The sequence below is a fragment of the Streptomyces sp. NPDC048600 genome (genome assembly GCF_055587025.1).
Genome location: NZ_JBVJGZ010000036.1, coordinates 16,838 through 40,224 on the forward strand (window position 1 = coordinate 16,838; position 23,387 = coordinate 40,224).

Annotated in this window: 17 protein-coding genes and 1 tRNA gene; 11 read left to right on the plus strand and 7 right to left on the minus strand. The window is 72.4% G+C overall.

Annotated elements, in window-relative coordinates:
* Positions 1-174 precede the first annotated feature (174 nt).
* Positions 175-1,074 (plus strand): Cof-type HAD-IIB family hydrolase, encoded by a 900-nt coding sequence (locus tag ACZ6SQ_RS33815; protein ID WP_469568977.1) that lies wholly within the window; start codon positions 175-177, stop codon positions 1,072-1,074.
* A gap of 126 nt (positions 1,075-1,200) precedes the next feature.
* Entirely contained in the window at positions 1,201-2,448 is a 1,248-nt protein-coding gene (locus ACZ6SQ_RS33820; protein ID WP_469568980.1) for an amidohydrolase, read from the plus strand.
* Positions 2,449-2,524: 76 nt separating this feature from the next.
* On the opposite strand, the gene ACZ6SQ_RS33825 is transcribed toward ACZ6SQ_RS33820, so the two are convergent.
* A complete protein-coding gene (locus ACZ6SQ_RS33825) occupies positions 2,525-3,337 on the minus strand; it encodes an SAM-dependent methyltransferase (protein WP_469568982.1) in 813 nt (270 codons plus the stop codon).
* A 271-nt stretch (positions 3,338-3,608) separates the two neighbouring features.
* On the opposite strand from ACZ6SQ_RS33825, the gene ACZ6SQ_RS33830 reads away from it, so the two are divergent.
* From ACZ6SQ_RS33830 to ACZ6SQ_RS33840, 3 genes are all read left to right on the plus strand, one after another.
* Entirely contained in the window at positions 3,609-4,796 is a 1,188-nt protein-coding gene (locus tag ACZ6SQ_RS33830) for a thiolase family protein (protein ID WP_469568986.1), read from the plus strand.
* A 398-nt stretch (positions 4,797-5,194) separates the two neighbouring features.
* Positions 5,195-5,968: a sulfite exporter TauE/SafE family protein gene (locus ACZ6SQ_RS33835; protein ID WP_469568989.1), complete on the plus strand. Its 774-nt coding sequence runs from the start codon at positions 5,195-5,197 to the stop codon at positions 5,966-5,968.
* A gap of 324 nt (positions 5,969-6,292) precedes the next feature.
* Positions 6,293-7,027 (plus strand): cobalt-precorrin-6A reductase, encoded by a 735-nt coding sequence (locus ACZ6SQ_RS33840; protein WP_386378253.1) that lies wholly within the window; start codon positions 6,293-6,295, stop codon positions 7,025-7,027.
* Positions 7,028-7,034: 7 nt separating this feature from the next.
* Here the strand turns inward: ACZ6SQ_RS33840 and ACZ6SQ_RS33845 are convergent, their stop codons facing one another.
* The 3 genes from ACZ6SQ_RS33845 to ACZ6SQ_RS33855 form a co-directional block, all read right to left on the minus strand.
* Complete coding sequence (locus ACZ6SQ_RS33845) at positions 7,035-9,104, minus strand: MDR family MFS transporter (RefSeq protein WP_469568993.1); 2,070 nt, start codon at positions 9,102-9,104, stop codon at positions 7,035-7,037.
* A 133-nt stretch (positions 9,105-9,237) separates the two neighbouring features.
* A complete protein-coding gene (cobF, locus tag ACZ6SQ_RS33850; protein ID WP_469568995.1) occupies positions 9,238-10,011 on the minus strand; it encodes a precorrin-6A synthase (deacetylating) in 774 nt (257 codons plus the stop codon).
* A gap of 58 nt (positions 10,012-10,069) precedes the next feature.
* Positions 10,070-10,585 (minus strand): DUF309 domain-containing protein, encoded by a 516-nt coding sequence (locus ACZ6SQ_RS33855; protein WP_469568997.1) that lies wholly within the window; start codon positions 10,583-10,585, stop codon positions 10,070-10,072.
* A 102-nt stretch (positions 10,586-10,687) separates the two neighbouring features.
* Between ACZ6SQ_RS33855 and ACZ6SQ_RS33860 the strand changes: the two genes are divergently transcribed.
* A tRNA-Pro gene (locus ACZ6SQ_RS33860) sits at positions 10,688-10,761 on the plus strand.
* Positions 10,762-10,827: 66 nt separating this feature from the next.
* Here the strand turns inward: ACZ6SQ_RS33860 and ACZ6SQ_RS33865 are convergent.
* The 3 genes from ACZ6SQ_RS33865 to ACZ6SQ_RS33875 all read right to left on the minus strand — a co-directional run bounded on the left by ACZ6SQ_RS33865 (position 10,828) and on the right by ACZ6SQ_RS33875 (position 15,676).
* Positions 10,828-11,943: a glycoside hydrolase family 19 protein gene (locus ACZ6SQ_RS33865; RefSeq protein WP_469568999.1), complete on the minus strand. Its 1,116-nt coding sequence runs from the start codon at positions 11,941-11,943 to the stop codon at positions 10,828-10,830.
* A gap of 106 nt (positions 11,944-12,049) precedes the next feature.
* On the minus strand, positions 12,050-14,206 hold the full coding sequence (locus tag ACZ6SQ_RS33870; RefSeq protein WP_469569050.1) for an RICIN domain-containing protein: 2,157 nt from the start codon (positions 14,204-14,206) through the stop codon (positions 12,050-12,052).
* Between the two features lie 753 nt (positions 14,207-14,959).
* Complete coding sequence (locus ACZ6SQ_RS33875; protein WP_469569001.1) at positions 14,960-15,676, minus strand: TetR/AcrR family transcriptional regulator; 717 nt, start codon at positions 15,674-15,676, stop codon at positions 14,960-14,962.
* A 131-nt stretch (positions 15,677-15,807) separates the two neighbouring features.
* Here ACZ6SQ_RS33875 and ACZ6SQ_RS33880 point away from each other — a divergent pair, with 131 nt between their 5' ends.
* The 5 genes from ACZ6SQ_RS33880 to ACZ6SQ_RS33900 are packed head-to-tail and all read left to right on the plus strand — an operon-like array spanning position 15,808 to position 23,386.
* A complete protein-coding gene (locus tag ACZ6SQ_RS33880) occupies positions 15,808-18,414 on the plus strand; it encodes a DegT/DnrJ/EryC1/StrS family aminotransferase (RefSeq protein ID WP_469569003.1) in 2,607 nt (868 codons plus the stop codon).
* A complete protein-coding gene (locus tag ACZ6SQ_RS33885; protein ID WP_469569005.1) occupies positions 18,414-19,439 on the plus strand; it encodes an LCP family protein in 1,026 nt (341 codons plus the stop codon). The genes ACZ6SQ_RS33880 and ACZ6SQ_RS33885 overlap by 1 nt, the downstream gene beginning before the upstream one ends.
* Positions 19,440-19,442: 3 nt before the next feature.
* Positions 19,443-20,594, plus strand: coding sequence for a hypothetical protein (locus ACZ6SQ_RS33890; protein ID WP_469569007.1), 1,152 nt, complete (start codon positions 19,443-19,445; stop codon positions 20,592-20,594).
* Positions 20,585-22,057, plus strand: a complete 1,473-nt coding sequence (locus ACZ6SQ_RS33895) for a Wzz/FepE/Etk N-terminal domain-containing protein (RefSeq protein WP_469569009.1) — start codon at positions 20,585-20,587, stop codon at positions 22,055-22,057. Before ACZ6SQ_RS33890 ends, ACZ6SQ_RS33895 begins: the two co-directional genes overlap by 10 nt.
* 39 nt (positions 22,058-22,096) lie before the next feature.
* A complete protein-coding gene (locus tag ACZ6SQ_RS33900; protein WP_469569011.1) occupies positions 22,097-23,386 on the plus strand; it encodes an O-antigen ligase family protein in 1,290 nt (429 codons plus the stop codon).
* Position 23,387 lies beyond the last annotated feature (1 nt).

Consider the following 23,387-nt stretch of genomic DNA (forward strand, 5'->3'; position numbering starts at 1 on the left):
TCGCTCGCCCTTCTCTCCGCGGGGCCTTCGCGGCCATTGTGCCCCGCACATGATCAGGTGTCCCGGGATTCGGCCGCCCGGGGCCCACGGTCCGCCCCCGGTAGGGTGGACGGTCGTTCACGGAAACGACGAGGTGCCGTGGAGGTCCGTACCCGCCGAACCAGGAAAGCAGCCATGCCGTACACGCCGTCGCCCGCGCCCCCGCACGCTCCTGCCGCCGTTCCCGCGGCCCGGCCCGCCGCTCCCGCCACCGCCTCCGGCTTCGCCGACATCCGGCTGATCGTGACCGACATGGACGGCACGCTCCTCGACGACGACAAGAAGGTCCCGGAGGGGCTCTGGCCGACGCTGGACCTGCTGCGGGAGCGCGGGGTGCTGTTCAGCCCGGCGAGCGGCCGGCAGTACGCGACCCTCGCACATGAGTTCTCCCGGGCGTCCGACGGCATGGTGTTCATCGCGGAGAACGGCACCTACGTCGTGCGCGACGGCGTCGAGCTCAGCTCCGACCCGCTGGACGGCGGTGTCGTCGCGGAGATCCTCGGGACCGTGCGGCGGCTGAACGCGGACGGCGTGGACGTGGGCGCCGTGGTCTGCGGCAAGCGGTCCGCCTACGTGGAGCGCGCGGACGAGCCCTTCCTCGCGGAGGTCCGCCAGTACTACGTGGAGAACCGGGTCGTCGCCGACGCCACCGCCGTCGAGGACGACATCCTCAAGGTGGCCGTGTTCGACTTCGGTCCCGTCGAGCGGACCACGGCCCCGGCCCTCGCCCACCTCGACGCCACCCACAAGGTCGTGGTCTCCGGTGAGCACTGGGTCGACGTCATGAACACCACCGCGAACAAGGGCGCAGCGATCCGCCGCCTCCAGCGCGAGCTGGGCATCACCCCGGCGCAGACCATGGCGTTCGGCGACTACCTCAACGACCTGGAGATGCTCGACACCGCCGAGTGGTCCTTCGCCATGGCCAACGCCCACCCCGAGGTCGTACGCCGGGCCCGCCACCTGGCCCCGGCCAACACCGACAACGGCGTCCTGCGGACCGTCGCCCGCGTCCTGGGGCTGCCCGAGCTGTAGGGACCGGCGACGGGCGCGCGGTTCCGTGCCAAGGTGAGCGGGTGTCCCGCGAAGGGGCTTCGGCGGCCCCGGCCCGTGGGGGCGGGGGCCTCCCCTTTCCGGGCCCTGCCGACGAGAGGGAGCCAGATGACCGAGCCCGCCGTGGCCGCCCGCCTGACCCGGGAGCTCGCCTCCGCCCTCGAGCACGAGGAGCTGGAGGGCTTCTACCAGGACCTGCACCGGCATCCCGAGACCGCGTTCGCCGAGCACCGCACCGCCGCGAAGCTCGCCCTGCGGCTGCGCGCGGCCGGGTTCACGGTCACCGAGGGCGTCGCCCGCACCGGCGTGGTCGGCGTGCTCGGCAACGGGGACGGCCCGGTGGTGTGGCTGCGCGGCGACATGGACGCGCTGCCCGTGCGGGAGGAGACCGGGCTGCCGTACGCCTCGGCGGTGGACGGTGTGATGCACGCCTGCGGGCACGATCTGCACATCACCTGGCTGGCGGCCGCCGCCGAGGCGCTCGCGGCGGGCCGCGGCGGCTGGTCGGGCACGCTCGTGGTGGTCGGGCAGCCCGCCGAGGAGGCGGGCGGCGGCGCGGCCGCCATGGTCGCCGACGGGCTGCACGCGCGCTTCCCGGGCCCGGACGTGCTGCTGGGTCAGCACGTGGCGCCGGGCCTCGCCGGGTTCTACCCGCACACCCCCGGGCTGACCATGTCGGCCACCGACGACATCGACGTCGTGGTGCACGGCGTGGGCGGCCACGGATCGCGTCCCGAGTCGACCGTGGACCCGGTGGTGACCGCCGCGCACATCGTCACCCGGCTCCAGACCGTCGTCTCGCGCGAGATCGCCGCCAAGGACTCGGCCGTGCTGACCGTGGGCGAGTTCCACGCCGGTACGAAGCCCAACATCATCCCCGCCGAGGCGCGGCTCGCGCTGAACCTGCGCAGCCAGGACCCCCGGGTGCGCGAGCGGATCCTCGCGGCGGTGCGGCGCATCGTCGAGGGCGAGTGCGCGGCGGCCGGCTGCCCGGTGCCGCCGGAGGTGACGGTGCGGCCGGGCGGGTATCCGGTCACTGTCAACGACGCCGTCCTGGACGGCGAGATCGCGGCCGTGCACCGCGAACTGTTCGGCCCCGAGAGCGTGTTCGACTTCGGCCCGGCGATGGGCAGCGAGGACTTCTCCCTGCTCGCGCCGGAGGGCGTGCCGTACGACTACTGGTACGTGACCTCGACGCCGCCGGACGTGTGGGCGGCGGCGCCGGGGGAGGACCTGTTCGAGAAGTTCGCCGCCGTCCCCGGCAACCACAGCCCGCTGTTCGCCCCCGACCCCTCGGTGCTCGTGCCCGGGGTGCTGACGCTGGTGTCGGCCGCGCTGAGCCGCCTCGGCGGGTGACGCGGACCGGCCCGGCGCGGGAGGCGTGCCGTGTCCCGCGGACCGGCCGACCGGCCCGGCGGGGGAGGGGGACGTGTCAGGGCTTGACGCCGACCGCCCCGTACAGCGACACGGGCTCCGGGCCGATGTCGGACTCGTCCTCGGCGAGGTCGGTCCGCCAGTCGGCCACCGACACGATCCCGGGGTCCATGAGGTCGAGCCCGGTGAAGAACGTGCCCAGCTCGGCCCGCGAGCGGGCCACGAGGGTCACGCCCTGGGCGGTGTAGAGGTCGATGCCCCGCCGTACGTTCTCCGGCTCGAAGTCGGCGGTCATCGCTGACAGCACCAGGCAGCTGCCCGGCGCGAGCGCCTCCACCAGCGTGCCCACCAGGTCGTGGGCGCCGTCCTCGTCCGCGATGAAGTGCAGCAGCGCGATCAGCGACAGGGCCACCGGGCGGTCGAGGTCCAGGACCCGGCCCGCCTGTTCCAGGATGCCGCGCGGGTCGCGCGCGTCGGCCTGGACGTACTCCGTGGCCCCTTCCGGGGTGCCGCGCAGCAGGGCACCCGCGTGGGCGAGGACGATCGGGTCGTTGTCGACGTAGACCACGCGTGTGGCGGGGGCGACGCGCTGGGCGATCTGGTGCAGGTTGGGCTCGGTGGGTATGCCGGTGCCGATGTCCAGGAACTGGCGGATTCCGGTCTCCCGGGCGAGGTGCCGGGTGGCCCGCTGCATGAACCAGCGGTTGGCGCGCGCGGCCCTCGGGGCGCCGTCGTCGATCGCCGCGATCTGCCGGCCCAGTTCCTCGTCGACCGGGTAGTTGTCCTTGCCGCCGAGGTACCAGTCGTAGACGCGGGCCGGGTGCGGTCTGGTGGTGTCGATCTGCGGGTGGGCCGGCTGGGTCCCGGTCACACGGAGCTCCTCGGTCGCGGGGCGGGGCGTCGTGCGAGCAGTGTGACACGATCTTGCTGCCGCTCGGAGTCGGCATTCGGCCAGCCGCGGGCGGGGCAAGTACCGCTCGCCGACGCCGAGTTCGAGTGGAAGCGGCTGGTCCGCCCGCGGGCCGGGCAGAGGGCGGGTGCCGGGGTCGCTTCCCAGGGGGCGTTCCGCGGTCTATAGTCCGAAACTAGCAGTGCTAATTAACTGTTCTGGTCCACAGCGTCGTCGGTCAGGAGTCCTCCCCTTGCGTCCCGTCCACTTCGCGGCCGCCCGCCGCACGCCCATCGGCAAGCTGCGCGGCGCCCTGTCCGCCGTACGGCCCGACGATCTCGCCGCCGCCGTGGTCCGCGGTCTGATCGCCGATGTGCCCGCACTCGACCCCGCCCGGATCGACGACGTGTACTGGGGCGCGGCCAACCAGGCCGGCGAGGACAACCGTAACGTCGCCAGGATGGCCGTGCTCCTCGCGGGCCTGCCCGAGTCCGTGCCCGGCGCCACGGTCAACCGGCTGTGCGCCTCCGGTCTGGAGGCGGTCACCACGGCCGCGCGCACGATCGCCGCGGGCGAGGCCGACGTCGTGGTGGCGGGCGGTTCCGAGTCCATGAGCCGCGCCCCCTTCGTGCTGCCCCGCCCCGACGAGGCGCTGCCGCACCGGATGGAGACCGTCGACACCCGCCTTGGCTGGCGGCTGGTCAACCCGGTGATGAAGGACCTGCATGGCCTGCTCGCCATGGGCGAGACCGCCGAGGAGGTCGCCACCCGCTACGGCGTCTCGCGCGAGCGGCAGGACGCGTTCGCGCTGCGCAGCCACCAGCGGGCCGCGCTGGCCCGCAAGAACGGTCACTTCGACGACGAACTCCTGCCCTACGAGCGGGCCGACGGCGTGGTCGTGGACGCCGACGAATGCGTCCGCGAGGACACCTCGCTGGAGAAGCTCGGCCGGCTCAAGCCCGTCTTCCGCAAGGACGGCAGTGTCACCGCGGGCAACGCCTCGCCGATGAACGACGGCGCGGCCGGGCTGCTCCTGGTCAGCGAGGAGGCCCTGAACGACCTCGGCCTCGAATCGCTCGGCCGCTATGTCGCGGGCGCGTCGGCCGGGGTCCACCCCGACGTGATGGGCATCGGCCCGGTCCCGGCCACCCGCAAGGCCCTCGCCCGGGTCGGCTGGGAGATCGGGGACGTGCAGGAGGCCGAGTTCAACGAGGCCTTCGCCGCGCAGGCCCTGGCCTGCGTGGACCAGCTCGGCGTCGACCCGGAGCTGGTGAACCCGAGCGGCGGTGCCATCGCCCTCGGCCACCCGCTCGGCTGCTCCGGCGCGCGCATCCTCACGACGCTGTTGCATCGCATGCGGCGTACGGGGGCGGCCCGTGGTCTTGCGACGATGTGTGTCGGGGTGGGGCAGGGGAGTGCGGTGCTGGTGGAGCGCGGCTGAGTCCGGTTCGGCGGGGGCTGTGCTGTGCGGTGGCGGGTGCGGGTTGCCTGTGGCTGGTCGCGCAGTTCCCCGCGCCCCTGGGGCGGTGGTGTGCCCGGGGGCTTCGCGAGCAGGCATGGGGCCTGACCGTTGGCGGGTGCGGGTTGTGGGTGGCTGGTTGCGCAGTTCCCCGCGCCCCTGAAGGCGGTGGCTCTGCCCGGGTGGCGGGTGCGGGTTGTGGGTGGCTGGTCGCGCCGTTCCTCGCGCCCCTGGGGGCGGTCGTGGGTCTGGGGGCGCGGGGAACTGCGCGAGCAACATGCGATCGCCTGCACCCGTTCACCGACAGAACCCCGCGGGATCCCCATGTAGGGGACGCTCCTGAGGGGCGCCGCATGCGTGCGCATAGCATCGGTCTCCGCATGAACACGATGACGCTCTGGCACATATCAGGCTGGGAGTTCGCCGCCCTGGCCGCCGCCGCCCTGCTCGTAGGCTTCTCCAAGACCGCCGTGAGCGGGGCCAACACCATCAGTCTGGCGGTGTTCGCGGCGGTGCTGCCCGCCCGTGCCTCCACCGGTGTGCTGCTGCCGCTCCTGATCGCCGGGGACGTGCTCGCCGTGCTCACCTACCGGCGGCACGCCCACTGGCCGACCCTGCTGCGGCTGTTTCCCGCCGTCGCGGCGGGTGTGGTCGTCGGCACGGTCTTCCTGATCTGGGCCGACGACGAGGTGGTCCGTGTCTCCATCGGCGCCACCCTGCTGCTGATGACCGCGGTCACGCTCTGGCGGCGGCGCGCCGTCGACAAGGAGGACGACCCCGACGCGGTGACGACCCGCGCCGGGCGGATCAAGGCCCGTTCCTACGGCGTCCTCGGCGGCTTCACCACGATGGTCGCCAACGCGGGCGGTCCGGTGATGTCGATGTATCTGCTCTCCGCCGGCTTCCGCAAGCTCGGCTTCCTCGGCACGTCGGCGTTCTTCTTCCTCATCGTCAACGTGGCGAAGGTGCCCTTCAGCGCGGGGCTCGGGCTGATCGACGGACAGTCTCTGCTGCTCGACGCGGCGCTGGTGGTGTTCGTCGTGCCGGGGGCGGTCATCGGCAAGTGGGCGGTGCGGCGGATCAACCAGCGGCTCTTCGAGCAGATCGTGATCGTGGCGACGGTGGTGGGGGCGGTGCAGTTGCTGCTCCGCTGACGGGGGGCGCCTCCTGACGGCGGTGGCTCTGCCCGGGTGGCGGCTGCGGGTCGTGGGTGGCCGGTCGCGCAGTTCCCCGCGCCCCTTCTGGGCGGTTGTTCCGGCGGCGTCGGGGCGGGCCTGCCGTCTTGGGTCCGCGGGGAACTGCGCGAACGGCCACGGGCGGCCTGCAGACGAAAGATGGGGTTGGGTGCGGGTTGTGGTGGGTTGGGTTGCTCGCGCAGTTCCCCGCGCCCCTTGGGGCGGTTGGGGCGTGGGGAACTGCGCGGTCTGCTCGGCGCGACCCGTGGCCGGCGGGAAAGGGTGGCGCAGTACTGTCGGTGTATGGATCACGTGTTGGTGCTCGGGGGGACCGGGGAGGCGCGGGGGCTGGCGGGTGAGCTGGAGGCGCGGGGTGGGGTCCGGGTGACGACCTCGCTCGCGGGGCGCGTGTCGCGGCCCGGCGCGGTCGCGGGGGAGCTGCGGATCGGCGGGTTCGGCGGAGCCGAGGGCCTGGCCGACTGGATGCGCGAGCACGGCGTCACCGCGCTGGTCGACGCCACGCACCCGTTCGCCGAGGCGATCACGAGGAACGCGGCCGCGGCGGCGGCCCTGACCGGCGTACGAGCGGTCGTGCTGCGCAGGCCCGGCTGGCAGCCCGGCCCGGGGGACCGCTGGCACTGGGCGGACTCCCTGGAGGACGCCGCCGCCCTGCTGCCCGCGCTGGGCCGCCGCGTGCTGCTGACCACCGGCCGCCTCGGCCTCGCCGCCTTCGCCGGACAGACCGCCCTGGAGTTCGTCGCCCGCTCCGTGGAGCCGCCCGCGCCGCCGATGCCACCGCACACCGAAGTCCTGCTGGCCCGGGGGCCGTTCACCGAGGCCGACGAGAGGAACCTGCTGCGGGAACGCCGTATCGACGTCGTCGTCACCAAGGACAGCGGGGGAGACGCGACCTCCGCCAAGCTCACCGCCGCCCGTGAACTGGGCCTGCCCGTCGTGATCGTACGGCGCCCGCCCCTGCCGGACGGAGTGGCCACTGTGCCCGATACGAGGGGCGTACTGGACCGGCTGGGCCTGTGAGGCGTGGCTACCCGGCGGAGACCGGCTGCGGGGAGCGGTCCGGCAGGCCCGTGTTGAGGTCCTCCACCAGCAGCCGTTTGGCGATCGTGTCGACCGCCGAGCGCAGGTCGGCGCCGGGCGGACGGCCGATGTCCTGGCGGACCCGCTCCTCCAGCCAGGCCGCCCAGGCCTCGCCGAGGAAGTTCGCCTCACGGGCCCCGGCCTCGGTGTGGGAGACCAGCATGCCGGTGCGGGTGAGATAGCCCTCGGCGACCATCCGGTCGAAGACCGGGAGCAGCACCTCGGGCGGCACATGCTTACGGGTGGCGATCAGGCTGACGCTCGCGTGCCCGACCATGCGGGTGAACAGGTCGACCTGCATCACCGCCCACGCCCCCGCGATGTCGAGCCGGCTCCGCGAGTCGCGCAGCAGCTTGCGGGCCGTGTCCAGGTCCGTCCCCACGATGATCTTCGCGACCGCCGCCTCCAGCAGCCGCTGGGAGTCCGCGCCGTGCGGCGAGGCGAAGCCCTCGCCCATGTCCGTGGACCCCATCCGGGCGCTGTCGCGCAGCGGCACCTGCTTGAGGAACAGGGCGACCAGGAAACCGAGCGCGGCGACCGGGACCGTCCACAGGAACACCGTCTGGAGCGTGTCGGCGTAGGCGTCGATGATGGGCGCCGCCGTCGCGTCGGGCAGCCCGTGCAGCCCCTCGGGGCTGGTCGCCGCCCGGGCGACGTCCTGCGGGTCGGCCCCGCCGATCGCGGCCGCCTCCGCCACCCCCTCGCGCAGATTGGGCGTCAGGGTGTTGGTGTAGATCGTGCCGAACACGGCCGTGCCGAACGAACTGCCCAGCGTCCGGAAGAAGGTGACACCCGAGGTCGCCGTGCCGAGATCGGCGTAGTCGACCGTGTTCTGCACGGCGATCGTCAGCACCTGCATGCACAGGCCGATCCCGACGCCCAGCACGAACATGTACAGCGACTCCAGCCACGCCCCGGTCTCCGGACCCATCAGGGACATCAGATACAGGCCGACACCCATCACCAGCGAACCGACGATCGGGAAGATCCGGTACCTGCCGGTCTGGCTGACCACGTTGCCGCTGAACACCGAGGCGATGAGCAGGCCGATCACCATCGGCAGCGTCCGCACGCCCGAGACCGTCGCCGAGTCGCCGTCCACGTACTGGAGATAGCTCGGCAGATACGTCATCGCGCCGAGCATCGCGAAGCCGACGATGAAACTGAGGACGGAGCACACCGTGAAGACGGGATTGCGGAACAGCCGCATGGGCAGCATCGGCTGGGCTGCGCGCGTCTCCACCCAGCAGAACAGGCCGAGCGCGATCACCCCGCCCACGAACAGGCCGATGATGACGCCCGAGCCCCACGCGTACTCGTTGCCGCCCCAACTCGTCCCCAGGATCAGCGCGCTGGCGCCCACCGCGACCAGCGCGATGCCGAGGTAGTCGATGACGGGCCGGGTCGCCGACTTCACCACCGGGATGGTGCGGGCCGCCGCCGCGACGACCACGATCGCGATGGGCACATTGACGTAGAACGCCCAGCGCCAGGTCAGATGGTCGGTGAACAGACCGCCGAGCAGCGGTCCGATGACCGTCGCCACCCCGAACACGGCGCCGATCGCGCCCTGGTACTTGCCGCGTTCGCGCAGCGGGATGACATCGGCGATCAGCGCCATCGACGTCACCATCAGACCGCCCGCGCCGACCCCCTGCATGGCCCGCCAGGCGATCAGCAGCGACATGTTGGAGGCCAGGCCGCACAGGAACGAGCCCGTGATGAACACGATCGCCGAGACCTGGAAGACCACCTTGCGGCCGAACAGGTCGCCGAACTTGCCCACCAGCACTGTCGCCACGGTCTCCGCGAGGAGATACGACGTGACCACCCACGACATGTGCGAGGCGCCGCCCAGGTCCGAGACGATCGTCGGCAGAGCCGTGCCCACGATGGTCTGGTCGAGGGCCGCCAGCAGCATGCCCAGCATGATCGTCACGAAGACGACGTTGCGCCGACGGCGGTCCAGTACGGGAGGCTGCGCGGCAGGCGGTGCGGTTTCCTCGGCGACTGTCACGAGGCCACGATCACACCGGCCGACCGGCCCCGCACGCGGGAGCGGCCCGCGCGGGTGGAGAGCCGGACCGGACGGCAGACGTGCCGCTCAGGAGCCGGTCAAGGGCCTCTCCGGCCTCCTCCCGCGCGTCCTGTCACGCTTCCTTCGGGCGGCGGCGCAGCAGATAGGTGTCCATGATCCAGCCCTTGCGCTCGCGCGCCTCGGCCCGCAGCCGCTCGATGCGCGGCGCGGCCTCGGCGATCGGCCCGGAGGCCAGGATCTCGTCCGGGGTGCCGATGTACGCGCCCCAGTAGATGTCGATGTCCTGGTCCGCGTACCGCCGGAAGGCCTGGTGCGCGTCCAGCATGACCACGACGTCGTCCACGCCCTCCGGGAAGCCCTCGGAGAGCCGCCGCCCGGTGGTGATCTGCACCGGCCGGGCCACCCGGTTCAGACCCGTGCGATGCCGTGCCACCAGCGCGGAAACACTGCTGATGCCCGGGATCACGTCGTATGCGAAGGTCACCGCGCCGCGCTCCAGCACCTCCTCCAGCACCGCGAGCGTGCTGTCGTAGAGCGCGGGGTCGCCCCACACCAGGAAGGCGCCCGTCTGCTCCTCGCCGAGCTCCTCGCGGATCAGCCGCTCGAAGATCCCGGCCCGCGCGCTGCGCCAGTCCCCGACCGCCGGGGAGTACGCCGCCCCGCCCGCTCCGCGGTCCCGCTCGGGGTCCTGGGCCCGTACGACCCGGTACGTGCCCTCCGGGACGTGCGTGCGCAGCATCTCCTCGCGCAGGTCGGTGAGATCCGCCTTGACCTCGCCCTTGTCCAGGACGAAGAAGACGTCCGTGTCCCGCAGCGCCCTGACCGCCTGAAGAGTCAGCTGGTCGGGGTCGCCCGCGCCGATACCGATGACATGAATGCTTCGCACGCCCCGAGTCTGCCGTACGCCACCGGCCCGATGTACACCGGCCGGGTGACCTGGCTTTTCAGAATCTCCGGCCGCCCCGCAGCCGGGGTGCCCGCGCCACCGCGTCCACCGGCCCGCCCCCGGCCTCCACCCCGTCCGCCAGCTCCCGTGCCCACGCCACCACGCCCGCGAGATCCATCCCGTACGGCCGCGGCCGCCCGCTCAGCGCCGCCCACTCCTCGGCCCCGGCCGCCCCGCGCCGCAGCAGCCGCGCGCCGCCCGTGGTGTTGCCGCGCGCGGCGTGGGTGAGCCCCACGGCGACCTGGGCGAGAGCGCGCCACAGCGCACGCTCCGCCTCGGGGCCGGACTTCCAGGCGTCCTCGAACACCTCGTGCGCGTGGAACGGCTTGCCCTCGGCGAGCAGCGCCTGCGCCTCGGCGACCGTCTCGTCGGGGGTGCGCGCGACGCCCTCCGGCTGCCGGGCCACGCCCCGCTCGCCGTACGGCAGGGGCCGGCCCAGGCCGTCCCGTGGCCGGGCGTTGCGCGCCCGTCCCTCGTCGTCCCGGTCCCGTCCGCCGCCCGCCGTACGTTCCATACGGCCATTGTCCGCCCCGGCGGCGGCCGGGTTCGGACGGGCCGGTCGGGTGCGGTAAAGTACTGTCCGCACGATCACGCGGATCTTCGCTGGTCGCGGCACCGGGACGTGGCGCAGCTTGGTAGCGCACTTGACTGGGGGTCAAGGGGTCGCAGGTTCAAATCCTGTCGTCCCGACGGTGCGAAAGGGCCCTCGCGGGCGGAAGTCCGCGGGGGCCCTTTTCTGATGGGTTCCGGCGGTCGTCAGCAGTAGAGGTTGCCGCCCGGGGAGACACCGAGGATCGATGTGAACCGGTTGTAGGCGTCCACGCGGCTCTGCACCTGCGCCGGGTTGCGGCCGTCGCACTCCAGGGAGCCGTTGATGGAGCGGATGGTCTGGCCGAAGCCCGCGCCGTTGACCATCGCGTTGTGCGGGGTCATGGAGCCGGGGCCGGACTGGGTGTTCCAGTACCACAACCCGGTCTTCCAGGCCACGGACGCGTCGTTCTGCACCAGCCAGGGGTTGCCCAGCAGATCCAGGCCCAGCGCGTCACCGGCCGCCTTGTAGTTGAAGTTCCAGCTGAGCTGGATCGGACCGCGTCCGTAGTAGGCGGCCTGGCCGGCCGGACAGCCGTAGGACTGGCCCCAGTCGCAGTAGTGGGGATAGTTGGCGGTGTTCTGCTCGACGATGTGGACGAGCCCGCCGGTCTCGTGGTTGACGTTGGCGAGGAACGCCGCGGCCTCCTGCTTCTTCACGGTGTCACTGCCGGTCTTCGCGAAGCCGGGGTAGGCGTTCAGCGCTGCGACCAGGCCGCCGTAGGTGTAGAAGGAGTTCCGGCCCGGGAACATCTGGTTGAACTGGGCCTCGCCGACCACGAATCCGGACGGGCCGGTGCCGCCGCCGCTCGCGGGGGCGTTCCACTTCTGGTTCGCCGCGCCGGTGCAGGTCCAGATCTGCAGCCGGGTGCCGTTGGCACTGGAATTGCCGCGCACGTCGAGGCACTTGTTCGCGGCCGGGTTGACTATGTCGCGCGCCGCGGTGACCACCCACTGCTGGTTGGCGCCGCCGGAACAGTCCCACAGCTGGACCGAGGCTCCGTCGGCGGTGGAGCGGTCGACGACGTCCAGACACTTGCCGAGCGCGCGCAGGGTGCCGTCACCGGCGTTGTTCCAGCGCTGGGCGCCGGTGCCGTTGCAGTCGTAGAGCTGTACGGCGGTGCCGTTGGCGCTGTTCGCGCCCGCGACGTCGGCGCACTTGCCGGCGAGTCCGCTGACCGAACCCTCGGCGGCCTGTGCCGGGGCGACGGTGAGCAGGGTGCCGAGGACGGCGGAGAGCGCGGCGAGGACCGTGGCCCGGCCGAGGAGAAGGCGTCTGCGCATGGGGAAGGACGCTCCTTGGGAGAGGAGTTGGGGGGATGAGGACGTGCGGGGGGAGCGGCCGTCCCTCCGGGGGGAGGGACGGCCGAGGGGGCAGCGGGGTCGCGCTCTACGGATAACTGGCCAGATTGGCCACGTTGGTCGAGGAGTTGGACGGACCGCCCGAGCCGTTGACCACGTGCCGGATGGTGCCGGTGCCGCCGAGCGACACCGTCACCATGCTGGTGAAGCGGACACCTGTGCGGTTCGGCGCCTCGATGGCCCGCTCGGCGGCGACGCCCGGGTTGACGTTGAAGTAGCAGTAGCTGCCGAGCCCGTAGGCCTGGTGGCTGGTGACGGAGTCGGCGACCTTGTAGGCGGCGTAGCCCTGCGTGGAACCGTTCATCCAGGCCGCCTGGCTGGGCGGGTCGTAGGGCATCTCGTTCTGGTAGAAGTACGTCCGCCCGCCGTTGCCGTTCCAGACGGTCTGGTACTTCTGGTAGTGCTCGACGAACAGGCCGTACGCGGTGACGTTGTCGCCGTTGACGATCAGGCCGGTGTCGGCGGTGTTGGTGTTCCAGCCGACGCCGCTGCCGTGGTCGGCGCGCCAGATCCACATGTGGTCGCCGATGACGTTGTCGCTGTTGATCACCAGGCTGGTGGTCGCCCTGCCGACGGCGGCGCCGCCGACGCGGAAGTACACGTCGTGCAGGGACGTCGGGTTGGCGGTGTGGGTGGCGGTGGAGCCGTCCGGGCCGACCTCCATCAGGGTGGGCGAGTTGACGGTGCCCGCGTCGAAGAGGACTCCCGCGATCTTCACGCCGTCCACGTCGGCCACCTTCATCGCGGTGACACCGTTGTCCGGGATGAAGGTGGCGAGGCCGAGACCCAGGACCACCGTGTCGGCGCGGTTCACCTGGAGCGTCTGGTCGAGGTGGTAGACGCCTGGGGTGACGAGGAGGTTCCTGCCCGCGGCCAGCGCGGAGTTGATCTGCGCGGCGGTCGCGCCGGGCTTCACGACGAAGAAGCTGTCCAGGGACAGCGAGCTGCCCGACGGGTTGCCGCCCACCCAGCTGATGCCGGTGGAGTTGGACCGCAGCGACGGCACGAACACCTTGTAGGCGCCGGCGTCGTCGACGTACAGGAACGGCTTCTCACGGCTGACCGGGGTCTGTGCGACCGTGGTGTACGGCGGGTTGGGGAAGCTGGTGCCGGGGACGCCCGAGCTGCCGACGAAGACCATGTTCCAGTTGGAGCCGGTCCAGCTGCCGAGCTGGGAGTTTCGAGTCAGCCACTGCTGCTGGGTGCCGGAGTCGACCCGGCCGTCGATCCTGGTGTCGGCGAGCAGACCGCCGCTGGACCAGCCGCCGTCGTCCAGGGCGAGATTGCCGCGCAGATGCATCCTGCGGTACGAGGCCGCCTGCGAGACGGCCCAACGGTCGCTGCCGCCGGTCGGGTTGACCGAGAGGTTCTCGGCGCCGCGCCAGAAGTTCTGGGTGGCGTTGTGCGGCGGGAACCAGTCGGCCTCCGCGTGCACCGCGCCGTTGATCGTGACCGCGTCCGGGGTCAGGCCCAGGCCCGCGACCTGGGTGTAGAAGCCGACGTTGACGTCCGCGTTGTAGGCGCCCGGCTTGAACAGGACGGCGTGGCGCTGAGGTCCGAACTGGTTCGTCTCCTGCTGCTGGAAGATGGTGTTCAGCCGGGACTGGACGGTCGAGGACGGCATCGAGGGGTCGAGGACCACGACGTTCGGCCCGAGATCCGGGTTCGTCGCCGACTGGTTCACGGGCACCACCTGGAAGCGCTGCGCGGCGGTGCCGTTGCAGGTGTACTGGACGAACTGCACGCTGTCGGCGGTCGAGGCGCCCGGGTCGTCCAGGCACTTGCCGCTGTTGCGGTTGACGAAGTGGTAGGCGCCGCCGCCCTCGTGGACCGGGAGCCACTGCTGGTTGGCGCCGCCGCCGTACGTCCAGAGCTGGACGGGCGCGCTGTCGGCCGTGGAGACGTCGGTGACGTCGACGACCTGCGCGGTGTTGTTGCGGTTGTTGATCCGTACGTAGCCGTCGCTCGTGGCGGTGAAGCTCCACTGCTGGGCGGTGGTGTTGTTGCAGGAGTACTGCTGGACCGCGGTGCCGTTGGCGGTGGCGGCGGCGCGGGCGTCCAGGCAGCGGCCGCTCGCGGCGTTCATCAGGGTCGCGAAGTCGGTGGGCAGCGCGGCGGCCGCGGGGGGTGCGGGGGCGGCGGTGAGCACGGAGGCGGCGGCCGCGGTGACCAGCGCGCCTGTCAGTGCTCTGCGGCGGCGGCCGCGGGTGGGGTGGGTGGGGGGCACGGAGTCTCCTTGCCGAGCGGGTTCGGCCGGTGGTGGGGGACGGTGCCCGTGCCGGGCGGTGCGGCAGGGGCGCTTGGTTGACCCGTGAACCTAAAGGTATGGACCACTTGCGTCAAGGGCTGAAGTAAGGCTTGAAGGAAGGCGGTTGGGTCTGTGCGGGATTGATGGGGGCGGGTGAGTGCCTCGCCGAGGGTGCGCGCGATCTGGCCGCGGTGCCCTGGCGGTGCTTCGGGGCGTACTGCGGCCGCGTGCCGTGTCTTGGGGCCGGGGGTCGGGTGCGGGTTGTGGTGGGCTGGTCGCGCCCGCGCGGCGGAGCCGCATGCCGATACAGCCCCGCGCCCCTTGGGGAGTTGGCCGCTTGGGTGTCGGGGTTGTTCTGGCGGATCGCGCCCCGCCCGGCGGAGCTGCCCTTCGGGGCGGAGGCTTGCGCCGGCTGTTCGTCGGGGTGGTGTGGCTGCGTGCCGCTTCTTGGGGGCGCGGGGAACTGCGCGGCCAGCCGCGTGCGGCCTGCAGGCGAAGGGCCGGGGTCGGGTGCGGGTTGTGATGGGCTGGTCGCGCCCGCGCGGCGGAGCCGCATGCCGATACAGCCCCGCGCCCCTTGGGGCGGTTGCCGTCTGGGTGTTGGGTTGTGGCGGGTCGCGCCCATGTCTGGGGGCGCGGGGAACTGCGCGATCGGCCACTCGCGGCCCGCAGGTGAAGGGTGCGCGCGGCTTACGGGGCCGTGAAGGGGGTGAGGAGGGCGTCGAGGCCGGAGGCGAGGCCTTCGGGGCCGCCGGGGGTGGCCAGGGTGGTGGTCGCTTCGCGGAGGTGGGGGAGCTCGTGGGCCGGCATCCTGTGCAGGCCCAGGCGGAACGCGGGGTCGGACTCGTCGGGGTTGTCGACCATCTGGCGCAGCTCCACCGAGACATAGCCGAGGATCCAGGCCTGGAAGGCGCGGAACACCGCGGCCGCCTCCGCCATGTCGAACCCGGCCTCGCGCAGCAGCCCGAGCACCCGCTCGTGCTCGCGCAGCACGGCGAGCGGCCGCCGCGCCAGCGGCACCGCCAGCATCCGGGTGGACAGCAGCGGCACCACCTGCGGATGGGCGAGGCAGACGTCGTACGTCGCGCGAGCGATCCGGTGCAGAGCGGCCCGCCAGTCGGGCTCCACGTCCGGCAGCTGCTCCTCCAGCTCCAGATAGAGCGCTTCGACGAGCCCGTCCAGCAGGGCGTCCTTGCCCGCCGCGTACCGGTACAGCGCCATGGCCTCCACGCCCAGCTCGGCCCCCAGGCGGCGCATGCTCAGCGCGGACAGGCCCTCCCGGTCGACCAGTTCCAGCGCGCTCGCCAGCACCCGCTCCCGGCTCAGCCGCCCGTAACGGCCCCGGTCGCTGGCGCGCCGCGCCGGTCCGGCTCCGGTGTCCCGTGACCGGCTGTGCTCGTCCGTCATGCCCGACCTCCCCGGTGGTCCGTTGCTGTTGACTCTAAGCACTCCGGGGGGCAAAGTGTACGTATACGACGTAAACGTACGCCTTACGGGCCGCGCGACGGCGTAGCGCCCGCACCACCGGGGAGTACTCGATGACGAGCGAACCGGACATCCCATTCGCCAGGACCCGGATCACCCCGGACGCCCGGCGCGCGGTCCAGAGGGTCCTGGCCTCCGGATGGGTGACCACCGGCCCCGAGACGGAGCGGTTCGAGGCGGAGTTCGCGGACTACGTCGGCGCCGACCACGCGATCGGCGTGAGCTCCTGCACGGCCGCCCTCGAACTGTCCCTGCGGGCCCTGCGGCTGCCCCCCGGCGGCAAGGTCCTGGTCCCCGCGATCACCTTCTGCGGCGCCGCCCACGCCGTCCTCAACGCCGGGCTCCGGCCCGTGCTCGTCGACGTCGACCCGCGCACCGCCGCCCCCACCTCGGCCACTGTCGCCCGCGCGGCCCGTGCCTGCGGCTGCCCCCAGGCCATGATCGTGCTGCACTACGCGGGCGCCCCCGCCCCCGTCGGCGAACTCGCCGCCGCCGCCCACGTGCCGCTCACCCATGTGGTCGAGGACGCCGCGCACGCCCTGGGCACCACGGTCGGCGACCGGCCCGTCGGCAGCCTGTCGCGCGCCACCTGCTTCAGCTTCTACGCCACCAAGAACCTGCCCATCGGCGAGGGCGGCATGGTCACCACCGACGAGGCCGAGCTCGCCGCCCGCATCCGGCGCACCCGGCTGCACGGCATGTCCGCCGACGCCTGGCGCCGCTACCTGCCCGGGGGCACACCCGACTACACCGTCGAGGAGGCCGGCCTGAAGGCCAACATGACGGACGTCCAGGCCGCCGTGGGACGAGCCCACCTGCGGCGCCTGGACGCCTGGCAGCAGCGGCGCCGGGAGCTGGCCGCCCGCTACGACGAGGCACTCGCCGACATCCCCGGTATCGAACCGCTGGAGACGGACACTCCGGGCCGGCACGCCCGCCATCTGTACGCCGTGCGCGTCCAGGACGAGTACGGCACCGCCCGCGACGAGCTGATCGTCCGCCTGGCCGACGCCGGCGTCGCCACCTCCGTCCACTTCGTCCCGCTGCACCACCTGCCCTACTTCCGCGACCGCTCCCTGCTGCCGCCCGGCGGGCTCCCCGGCGCCGACGCCCTCCACTCCCGGCTGCTCTCCCTGCCGATGTACCCGGACCTCACCCACCGGCAGGTCGACCGGGTCTGCGCCGAGCTGGCCCGGCACGGCCGTGCTCCGGCCCGCCCGGCGACCGGGTTGCGCACACTGGTGATCGGCGCGGGCGAGGCGGGCCGCGCCCTGGCCCGCGACCTCGCGCGCAGCCCCGGCTACGGCCTCGACCCGGTCGGCTTCCTCGACGACGACCCCGCCAAGCGCGCAGAACCGTCCGTCCTCGGCGGCCTGGACAGCACCCGGCAGACCGTGCGCGACCACCAGGTCGAAGCGGTCGTCGTCGCCATCCCCGGGCTCGCTCCCGAGCGCTTCCGCGCCGTCGCCCGCGCCGCCGAGGCCGAGGGAGCCAGCGTGCGTTATCTGCCCTCGTTCATCGCCGCGCTGCGCCGTGACGTGGTCGGCGGGGACATGCGCGAACTCGACGTGAACGAGCTCATCGGCCGTGCCGAGGTGCATGTCGTGAGCCCCGAGGCCCGCTCCGTCGTGGCCGGCCGGCGCGTCCTGGTGACCGGCGCGGGCGGCTCGATCGGCAGCGAACTGTGCCATCAGCTCCACGCCTTCGGTCCCAGTCGGCTGTTCCTGCTCGACCACGACGAGTCCAACCTGCACCGGCTCCAGCTCGAACTGTACGGAGACGCCCTGCGCGGCGACGACGTCGTGATCTCGGACATCCGCGACCGGCCCCGCATCGATCAGGTCTTCCGTGAACTCCGCCCCGACGTCGTCTTCCACGCCGCCGCCCACAAGCATCTGCCGTTGCTCGAACTGCACCCGTGCGAAGGCGTGAAGTCCAATGTGCGCGGCACCGAGAACGTGGTCCGCGCCGCCGCCGCCGCGCACGCCTCGCGCTTCGTGCTGATCTCCACCGACAAGGCCGCCGATCCGGTGTCCGTGCTCGGCGCGACCAAGAGACTCGCCGAACTCATCGTCCGCGAGGCCCAGCACGGCGCCCCTCCCGGCACCGTCTTCGCCGCCGTACGCTTCGGCAACGTGCTCGGCAGCCGCGGCTCCCTGCTCTCGGTCGTCGCCGAACAACTCGGCAGCGGAACCCCGGTGACCGTCACCCACCCCGATGTGACCCGGTTCTTCATGACCGTCGAGGAGGCCGTCGGCCTGGTCCTGGAGGCCGCCCGGATCGCCCGCGGCGGCGAGGTGTTCGTGCTCGACATGAGCAGCCCGGTCCGGATCGTCGACCTGGTCCGCAAGTTCGCCCGCGCCCGCCACATCCCGGACGTCGACATCCGCTACACCGGTCTGCGCCCCGGCGAGAAGCTCCACGAGACGCTGTTCTCCGCCCACGAACGGCACACCCCGACCGCCCACCCCCGCATCCGGGCCGCCACCTCCTCGGCCCCGCACGACCCCGGCCTGCTGGCCGTTCTGTACGAGGCCACGGAACACAACGACACCGCCGAGGTGCGCCGGGTGCTCGCCAAGCTCCTGCCGGGCTTCCCGGCCGCCGAGCCGCGGCCCTCGCGCGCCGCCCTCGCGGGCCCCTATCCGGACGACTTCTGATGAGCTGGCCCCAGTGGACCCCGAGGCAGCGACCACCGCGCCGCCGCCATCGGCTGCGCACCGCGCTGGTGCTGGTCCTCGTCGGCCTGCTGGGCCTCACGGGGCTGGCCGCGGGCGGCGTCTGGTGGGCCACGAACCACTACGGCGACCAGGTCAGCCGGATCCCCGACGCCTTCCCGACCGGCCCCCGGCCGACCGGCCCCACAGGCGACGACGGTACGACCTTCCTGCTGGTCGGCGTCGACAGCCGCTCGAAACGACCTACGACCGGGAACGACGCGACGGGAAGGCCGTGGACCTACGGCGCACAGCGCAGCGACACCCTGATGCTGGTCCACCTCAGCGCCGACCGGCGCAGTGCCGACACGGTCTCCATCCCCCGCGACAGCTGGGTCCCCGTCCCGGGCCACGGCCACGCCAAGATCAACGCGGCGTACTCCTGGGGCGGTCCGCCCCTGCTCATCCGAACGGTCGAACAACTCACCGGCACCCGCGTCGACCACTTCGCCGTCATCGACTGGCACGGCTTCCGCTCCCTGACCGACGCCGTCGGCGGCGTCCCTGTCACCGTCGAGAAGAACGCCTACGACCCCGAGCAGGACAAGCACTTCACGGCCGGCACCCACGTCATGCACGGCGATGAAGCCCTCGCCTATGTGCGCCAGCGGCACGGGCTGCCCGGCGGCGAGCTGGACCGGATCGAACGGCAGCAGCAGTTCCTGCGCGGCCTCATGGGCGAGATCCGCGGCGACGTCGGGCCCACCGACCCGCGGGGCACCCTGAAGGTGCTCGATGCGATCACCCGCACGGTGAGCGTGGACGACCGGATGTCCAACGGCGACCTGCGTGATCTGGCGCTCGGTCTGCGTCGTCTGAGCACGTCGGACGCCCGTTTCACCATCGCGCCGATCGTCCGGTCGGAACTGATCGACAAGCAGTACGTCCTGGTCCTCGACAAGGACGCCCTGCGAGCGCAGTGGCACGCCGTCGAGTCGGGCGACAGGACGTCCGCCGAGGAGGGCTGAGCGATGGCCCCACAGACCATGCGCGTCCTGGTCATCTGCCAGCTGGACGCCTACGCCAACGGTGTGAAGCCGTACGAGATCCGGCGCTTCCTCGAGGAACGGGGCCACGAGGCGCGTCTGGTCGACACCTATCACCTGAGCCGCTCCGCCCGAGGACCGGGGCGGCTGGCCGGTCGGCTCCCGGCGCCGAGCCCGAGGAAGGCGGCCCTCTACGCCACCGAAGCCGCCTCGGCCCTGCTCACCCGGAGATGGCGGTTCGGACGGCGCCGTCTGTCCTACTACCTTCTGGTCGCCGATCACCGCCTGCGGCGCGCCATCCTGAAGCGCTCGCTGCCGCTGGACGACTACGACCTGGTGATCTGCGAGACCGTCTACGACGCCGGAGTGCTGGCCGATGCCACTTCCGCCGGCACGCTCTACGACGCCCCCGCGCCCTGGGCCGACGAGGTCTACTTCGACGGCAGACTGAGCGACCGCCAGCACGCGAAACTGCGCCGGCTGGAGACAGAGATCTTCGAGGGGGTCGACCATCTGGCCCTGCACTGGGAGTCGTACGCGCGCTACGCCGTCGAGCGGTACGGCATCAGCGGCCGCAACCTGATGCCGCTCAACTTCGGCTGCAGCCCGTCGCAGAAGCGTGCCGAGTTCGCCGATCCACCACGGATCGCCTACCTCGGAAACGTGAGCGCGGGCTTCAACGACCCGGCCCTGCTCGCCCGGCTGTCGGCGCGGTATCCGCACATCGACGTGTACGGGGGACCCCCGCCCGACCCGAGGCTCGGACTCCGCTACCGGGGCTACGCGCCGTCGCTGGACGTGCTGGGGGAGTACCAGCTCGGACTGGTCACCTGTACGAAGGACCCGCTGCGCAGGGACGGCTTCTCGTCGAAGCACGTCCACTACCTGGCACACGGCCTGCCCGTCCTCGTGCCCGCCTGGCGGCGTCATCTGGACCTGCTGCGCGGATCGGTGACCTACACGGAGGAGTCCTTCCGCTCGGTGGTGGACGCCATGGGCGAGGAGGCCCGGTGGCAGGCGGTCAGCGACGAGGCGTACGCCCAGGCAGGACGGCTGAGCTGGGACGAGACGCTGCGCCCGCTGGAGAGACTGCTCGGCGGACGCCCCGCGGCGCGGAAGGACTCGACATGGACCTGAAGGCCTACCTCCGCCTGCTTCGTCTCCACTGGACGGCCATCGCGCTGTGTGTGGCCCTCGGGGCGGCCGCCGGCGCCGCCTGGGCCGAGGCGCAGTCCCCGACCTACGCGGCCAAGGTCCAGATGGTCGTGACCGTTACGTCGCCGCGACAGGCCTCGAGCGAGGCCTATCAGGCCGCCCTCCTGGCGCAGCAGCGTGCCAGGTCGTACACGACGATGCTGACGAGCGAGGCGGTGCTCCGGCAGATCCGGGACGACCTGCGTCTGCCCTACTCGGTGGAGGAGATGAAGTCGCACGTCAGGGCGAGCAACCCGACCGACACCGCGATCATCGAGATCACCGCCCTGGACCAGTCGCGCGCCCGTGCGCTGCGGATCGCCGAAGGCGTGCCGCCCGCCCTCGCGGACATCGTCTCCGCCGCGGAGAATCCCGGCCGGCCAGGCTCGCGGGTGAGCTCTCCCGCGATCGACGTGGTGCCCCTCGACGGCGCCGAGCTGCTGGATCAGCCCGTCTCCCCGCACAAGATGTTCGACATCACGCTCGGCGTGCTCGTGGGCCTCGTGGCGGGCATCGGCTGGGCCGTGGTCCGCGAGCTGTCGGTCGGTCCCGTCCGTGACCCCGAGGACCTGGCACATGCCACCGACGCCGGCCTTCTCGGCCTGCTGCCGCGGGAGCGGGCACGTGGCACGGCGCTCCGGGCCGGTGGTGGGCGGCCGACGTGGGACCCGGAGGCGTACCGGTGGCTGGCTCTTGCCCTGGAGGCGGCCGGACACGGGCGGGTGCCGCCCGCGTTCGTCCTGGCGACGCCGACTCCCGGGGCGACGGCAGCGCGTGTCGCGGCCGGGCTCGCCGAGGCCGTCGCCGAGAGCGGCAGCCGGGTCGCCGTGGTCGACGCCGGACGGTCCGGGACGGAACTGGCGCGGCTGCTCGGGCTGACGACGTCGTGGGGCCTGCGGGACGTGCTGGAGCACCGGACCTCTGTCGACGACGCGCTGGTGCCGTTGCGCGGCGAACTGCCCGTGTCGGTGCTCAGCGGCGGCTCGCCGCAACCCGCCGCGCACACACCGGTCCTCAAACAGGCCGATCTGGCCTGGCTCCGCGAGCAACTGGAGCGGCGGGCGGACGTCGTCGTCATCGCCGGGCCTGCCGTGCTGGAGGGGAGCGCGGGGACGATTCTGTCCCGCGCCGTGGGCCGAGCCGTCCTGGTGGTCGAGGCCAAGGGCACCCGTGGCCCGGACGTCACGCTGGCGGTACAGCGACTGCGCTCCGTCGGCGTCACGGTTCTCGGGACCGTCCTGACCGGGGTCAAAAGGCACCGGAACCGGCCCTGGGCGACGGCTTCCCCGCACGTGATGCATCTCGACGGGCACGATCGTCAGCCGGGCGGGGCCCAGCCCCGCACGACGGCATGGTCCTCGACGGCGCGTGCTCCCGCCCCGTTCGGGCCGAGGGAGAAGTCATGACCCCGCGTGCCCCTCAGGGACCCGTCGAGGACGGCTGACATGGCCGAGATCCCTTACGGCTCCCGGAGGGCGGCGGCACGGCCCCGGATCCTGCTCGGGCTGGTCCTGATCGCCGCCGCGATGCCGGTGCGTCTGAACGTGGCCGTGCCCCTGGTCACCTCGGTGTCCCTGCTGGACATCATGCTGGGCGTGGCGGCGGTGAGCCTTCTCCTCGGCTGGACGGTCCGGCCGTTGGACATCGGCTACCCCCAGCTGTTCGCGCTGCTGTGCGTCCCCCTGGCCGTCAGCGCGATCTCGGTGCTGTGGACGCAGGACCCGGCGGCGACCCTGCGCGCCACGCTCGTCTGTGCGGAGGGCGTCATCGCCTATCTGTTCGCCGTGCGTGAGCTGGCCGGGATGCCCCCGGAACGCGTGATCGGATACCTCCGGCGCTTCACCTACCTGCTCATTCTCCCGGCCGTGCTGCTGTTGCTGCGGGTGCCCGGCTTCGGTCCCCAGGAGGCCGGGCTGCCGACCGGCTCGGACCGGTACCTGTCGTACTACACCCGGCTGTCGCACCCCGTGCTCGGCCCCTCCAACAACCTCGCCAGCGTCCTCGCCCTCTTCGTCCCGGTCCTGCTGTACTGGGGACACACACGGCACGACCGCAGAACCACCGTCGCCGGATACGTCGCACTCGTCGCCGTCGTGTGCACACTCTCGCGCGGGGTGATCGCCGCGCTGCTGATCGCCCTGGTCCTTGCGGGACTGGGGAGCGTCGTCAGGAACCGGCAGGTCGCCGACCGGGTGGTCGGCAAGGCGGTCGCCGGACTGCTGGCCGTGTTCGCGGCCATCGTGCTGCTGTACCAGCTGAACTCGGACACGAGGGAGTTCTTCGGCTCCCGGTTCAGCCTTGCCAACGTCTTCATCCGTACGGAGTTCGCGGTCGACGCGGCGGACAGGATCGCCGATCGGCCGGTCCTCGGCTACGGCGCCGGAGCCGCGCCCGGCGGCGTCCAGGAGCTGACCCATGTCCACAACACGTATCTCCAGCAGGCGCTGAGCTTCGGCCTTCTGCTGGGCGCCGCCGTGTCGCTGGCACTGGTCGCGACGGCGCTGTTCTTCTTCTCCCGCTGGCGCACCTCTCCCGAGGCCCGGGTCGTCGGCTTCACCCTGGTCGCCCAACTCGTCGTCTTCGCCGTCGAGTCCAGCTTCGAGGGCACCGTCCTGCGTGTGCTGTTCCATCTGTCCCTCGGCCTGCTCACCGCGCTGGTCCGCGCCTGCGAGGAGCAGCGGGCGCCCGTGCCCGGAACCGTCGGCCGTACCTCCGCGTCGACGCGTGGGCGGTGAG

Excerpts from the sequence above, each read along its gene's own strand:
- ACZ6SQ_RS33815 (WP_469568977.1), top strand. The coding sequence starts at position 175 with ATGCCGTACACGCCGTCGCCCGCGCCCCCGCACGCTCCTGCCGCCGTT.
- ACZ6SQ_RS33820 (WP_469568980.1), top strand. The coding sequence starts at position 1,201 with ATGACCGAGCCCGCCGTGGCCGCCCGCCTGACCCGGGAGCTCGCCTCC.
- ACZ6SQ_RS33835 (WP_469568989.1), top strand. The coding sequence starts at position 5,195 with ATGAACACGATGACGCTCTGGCACATATCAGGCTGGGAGTTCGCCGCC.
- ACZ6SQ_RS33840 (WP_386378253.1), top strand. The coding sequence starts at position 6,293 with ATGGATCACGTGTTGGTGCTCGGGGGGACCGGGGAGGCGCGGGGGCTG.
- ACZ6SQ_RS33855 (WP_469568997.1), bottom strand. The coding sequence starts at position 10,585 with ATGGAACGTACGGCGGGCGGCGGACGGGACCGGGACGACGAGGGACGG.
- ACZ6SQ_RS33865 (WP_469568999.1), bottom strand. The coding sequence starts at position 11,943 with ATGCGCAGACGCCTTCTCCTCGGCCGGGCCACGGTCCTCGCCGCGCTC.
- ACZ6SQ_RS33875 (WP_469569001.1), bottom strand. The coding sequence starts at position 15,676 with ATGACGGACGAGCACAGCCGGTCACGGGACACCGGAGCCGGACCGGCG.
- ACZ6SQ_RS33880 (WP_469569003.1), top strand. The coding sequence starts at position 15,808 with ATGACGAGCGAACCGGACATCCCATTCGCCAGGACCCGGATCACCCCG.
- ACZ6SQ_RS33885 (WP_469569005.1), top strand. The coding sequence starts at position 18,414 with ATGAGCTGGCCCCAGTGGACCCCGAGGCAGCGACCACCGCGCCGCCGC.
- ACZ6SQ_RS33890 (WP_469569007.1), top strand. The coding sequence starts at position 19,443 with ATGGCCCCACAGACCATGCGCGTCCTGGTCATCTGCCAGCTGGACGCC.
- ACZ6SQ_RS33895 (WP_469569009.1), top strand. The coding sequence starts at position 20,585 with ATGGACCTGAAGGCCTACCTCCGCCTGCTTCGTCTCCACTGGACGGCC.
- ACZ6SQ_RS33900 (WP_469569011.1), top strand. The coding sequence starts at position 22,097 with ATGGCCGAGATCCCTTACGGCTCCCGGAGGGCGGCGGCACGGCCCCGG.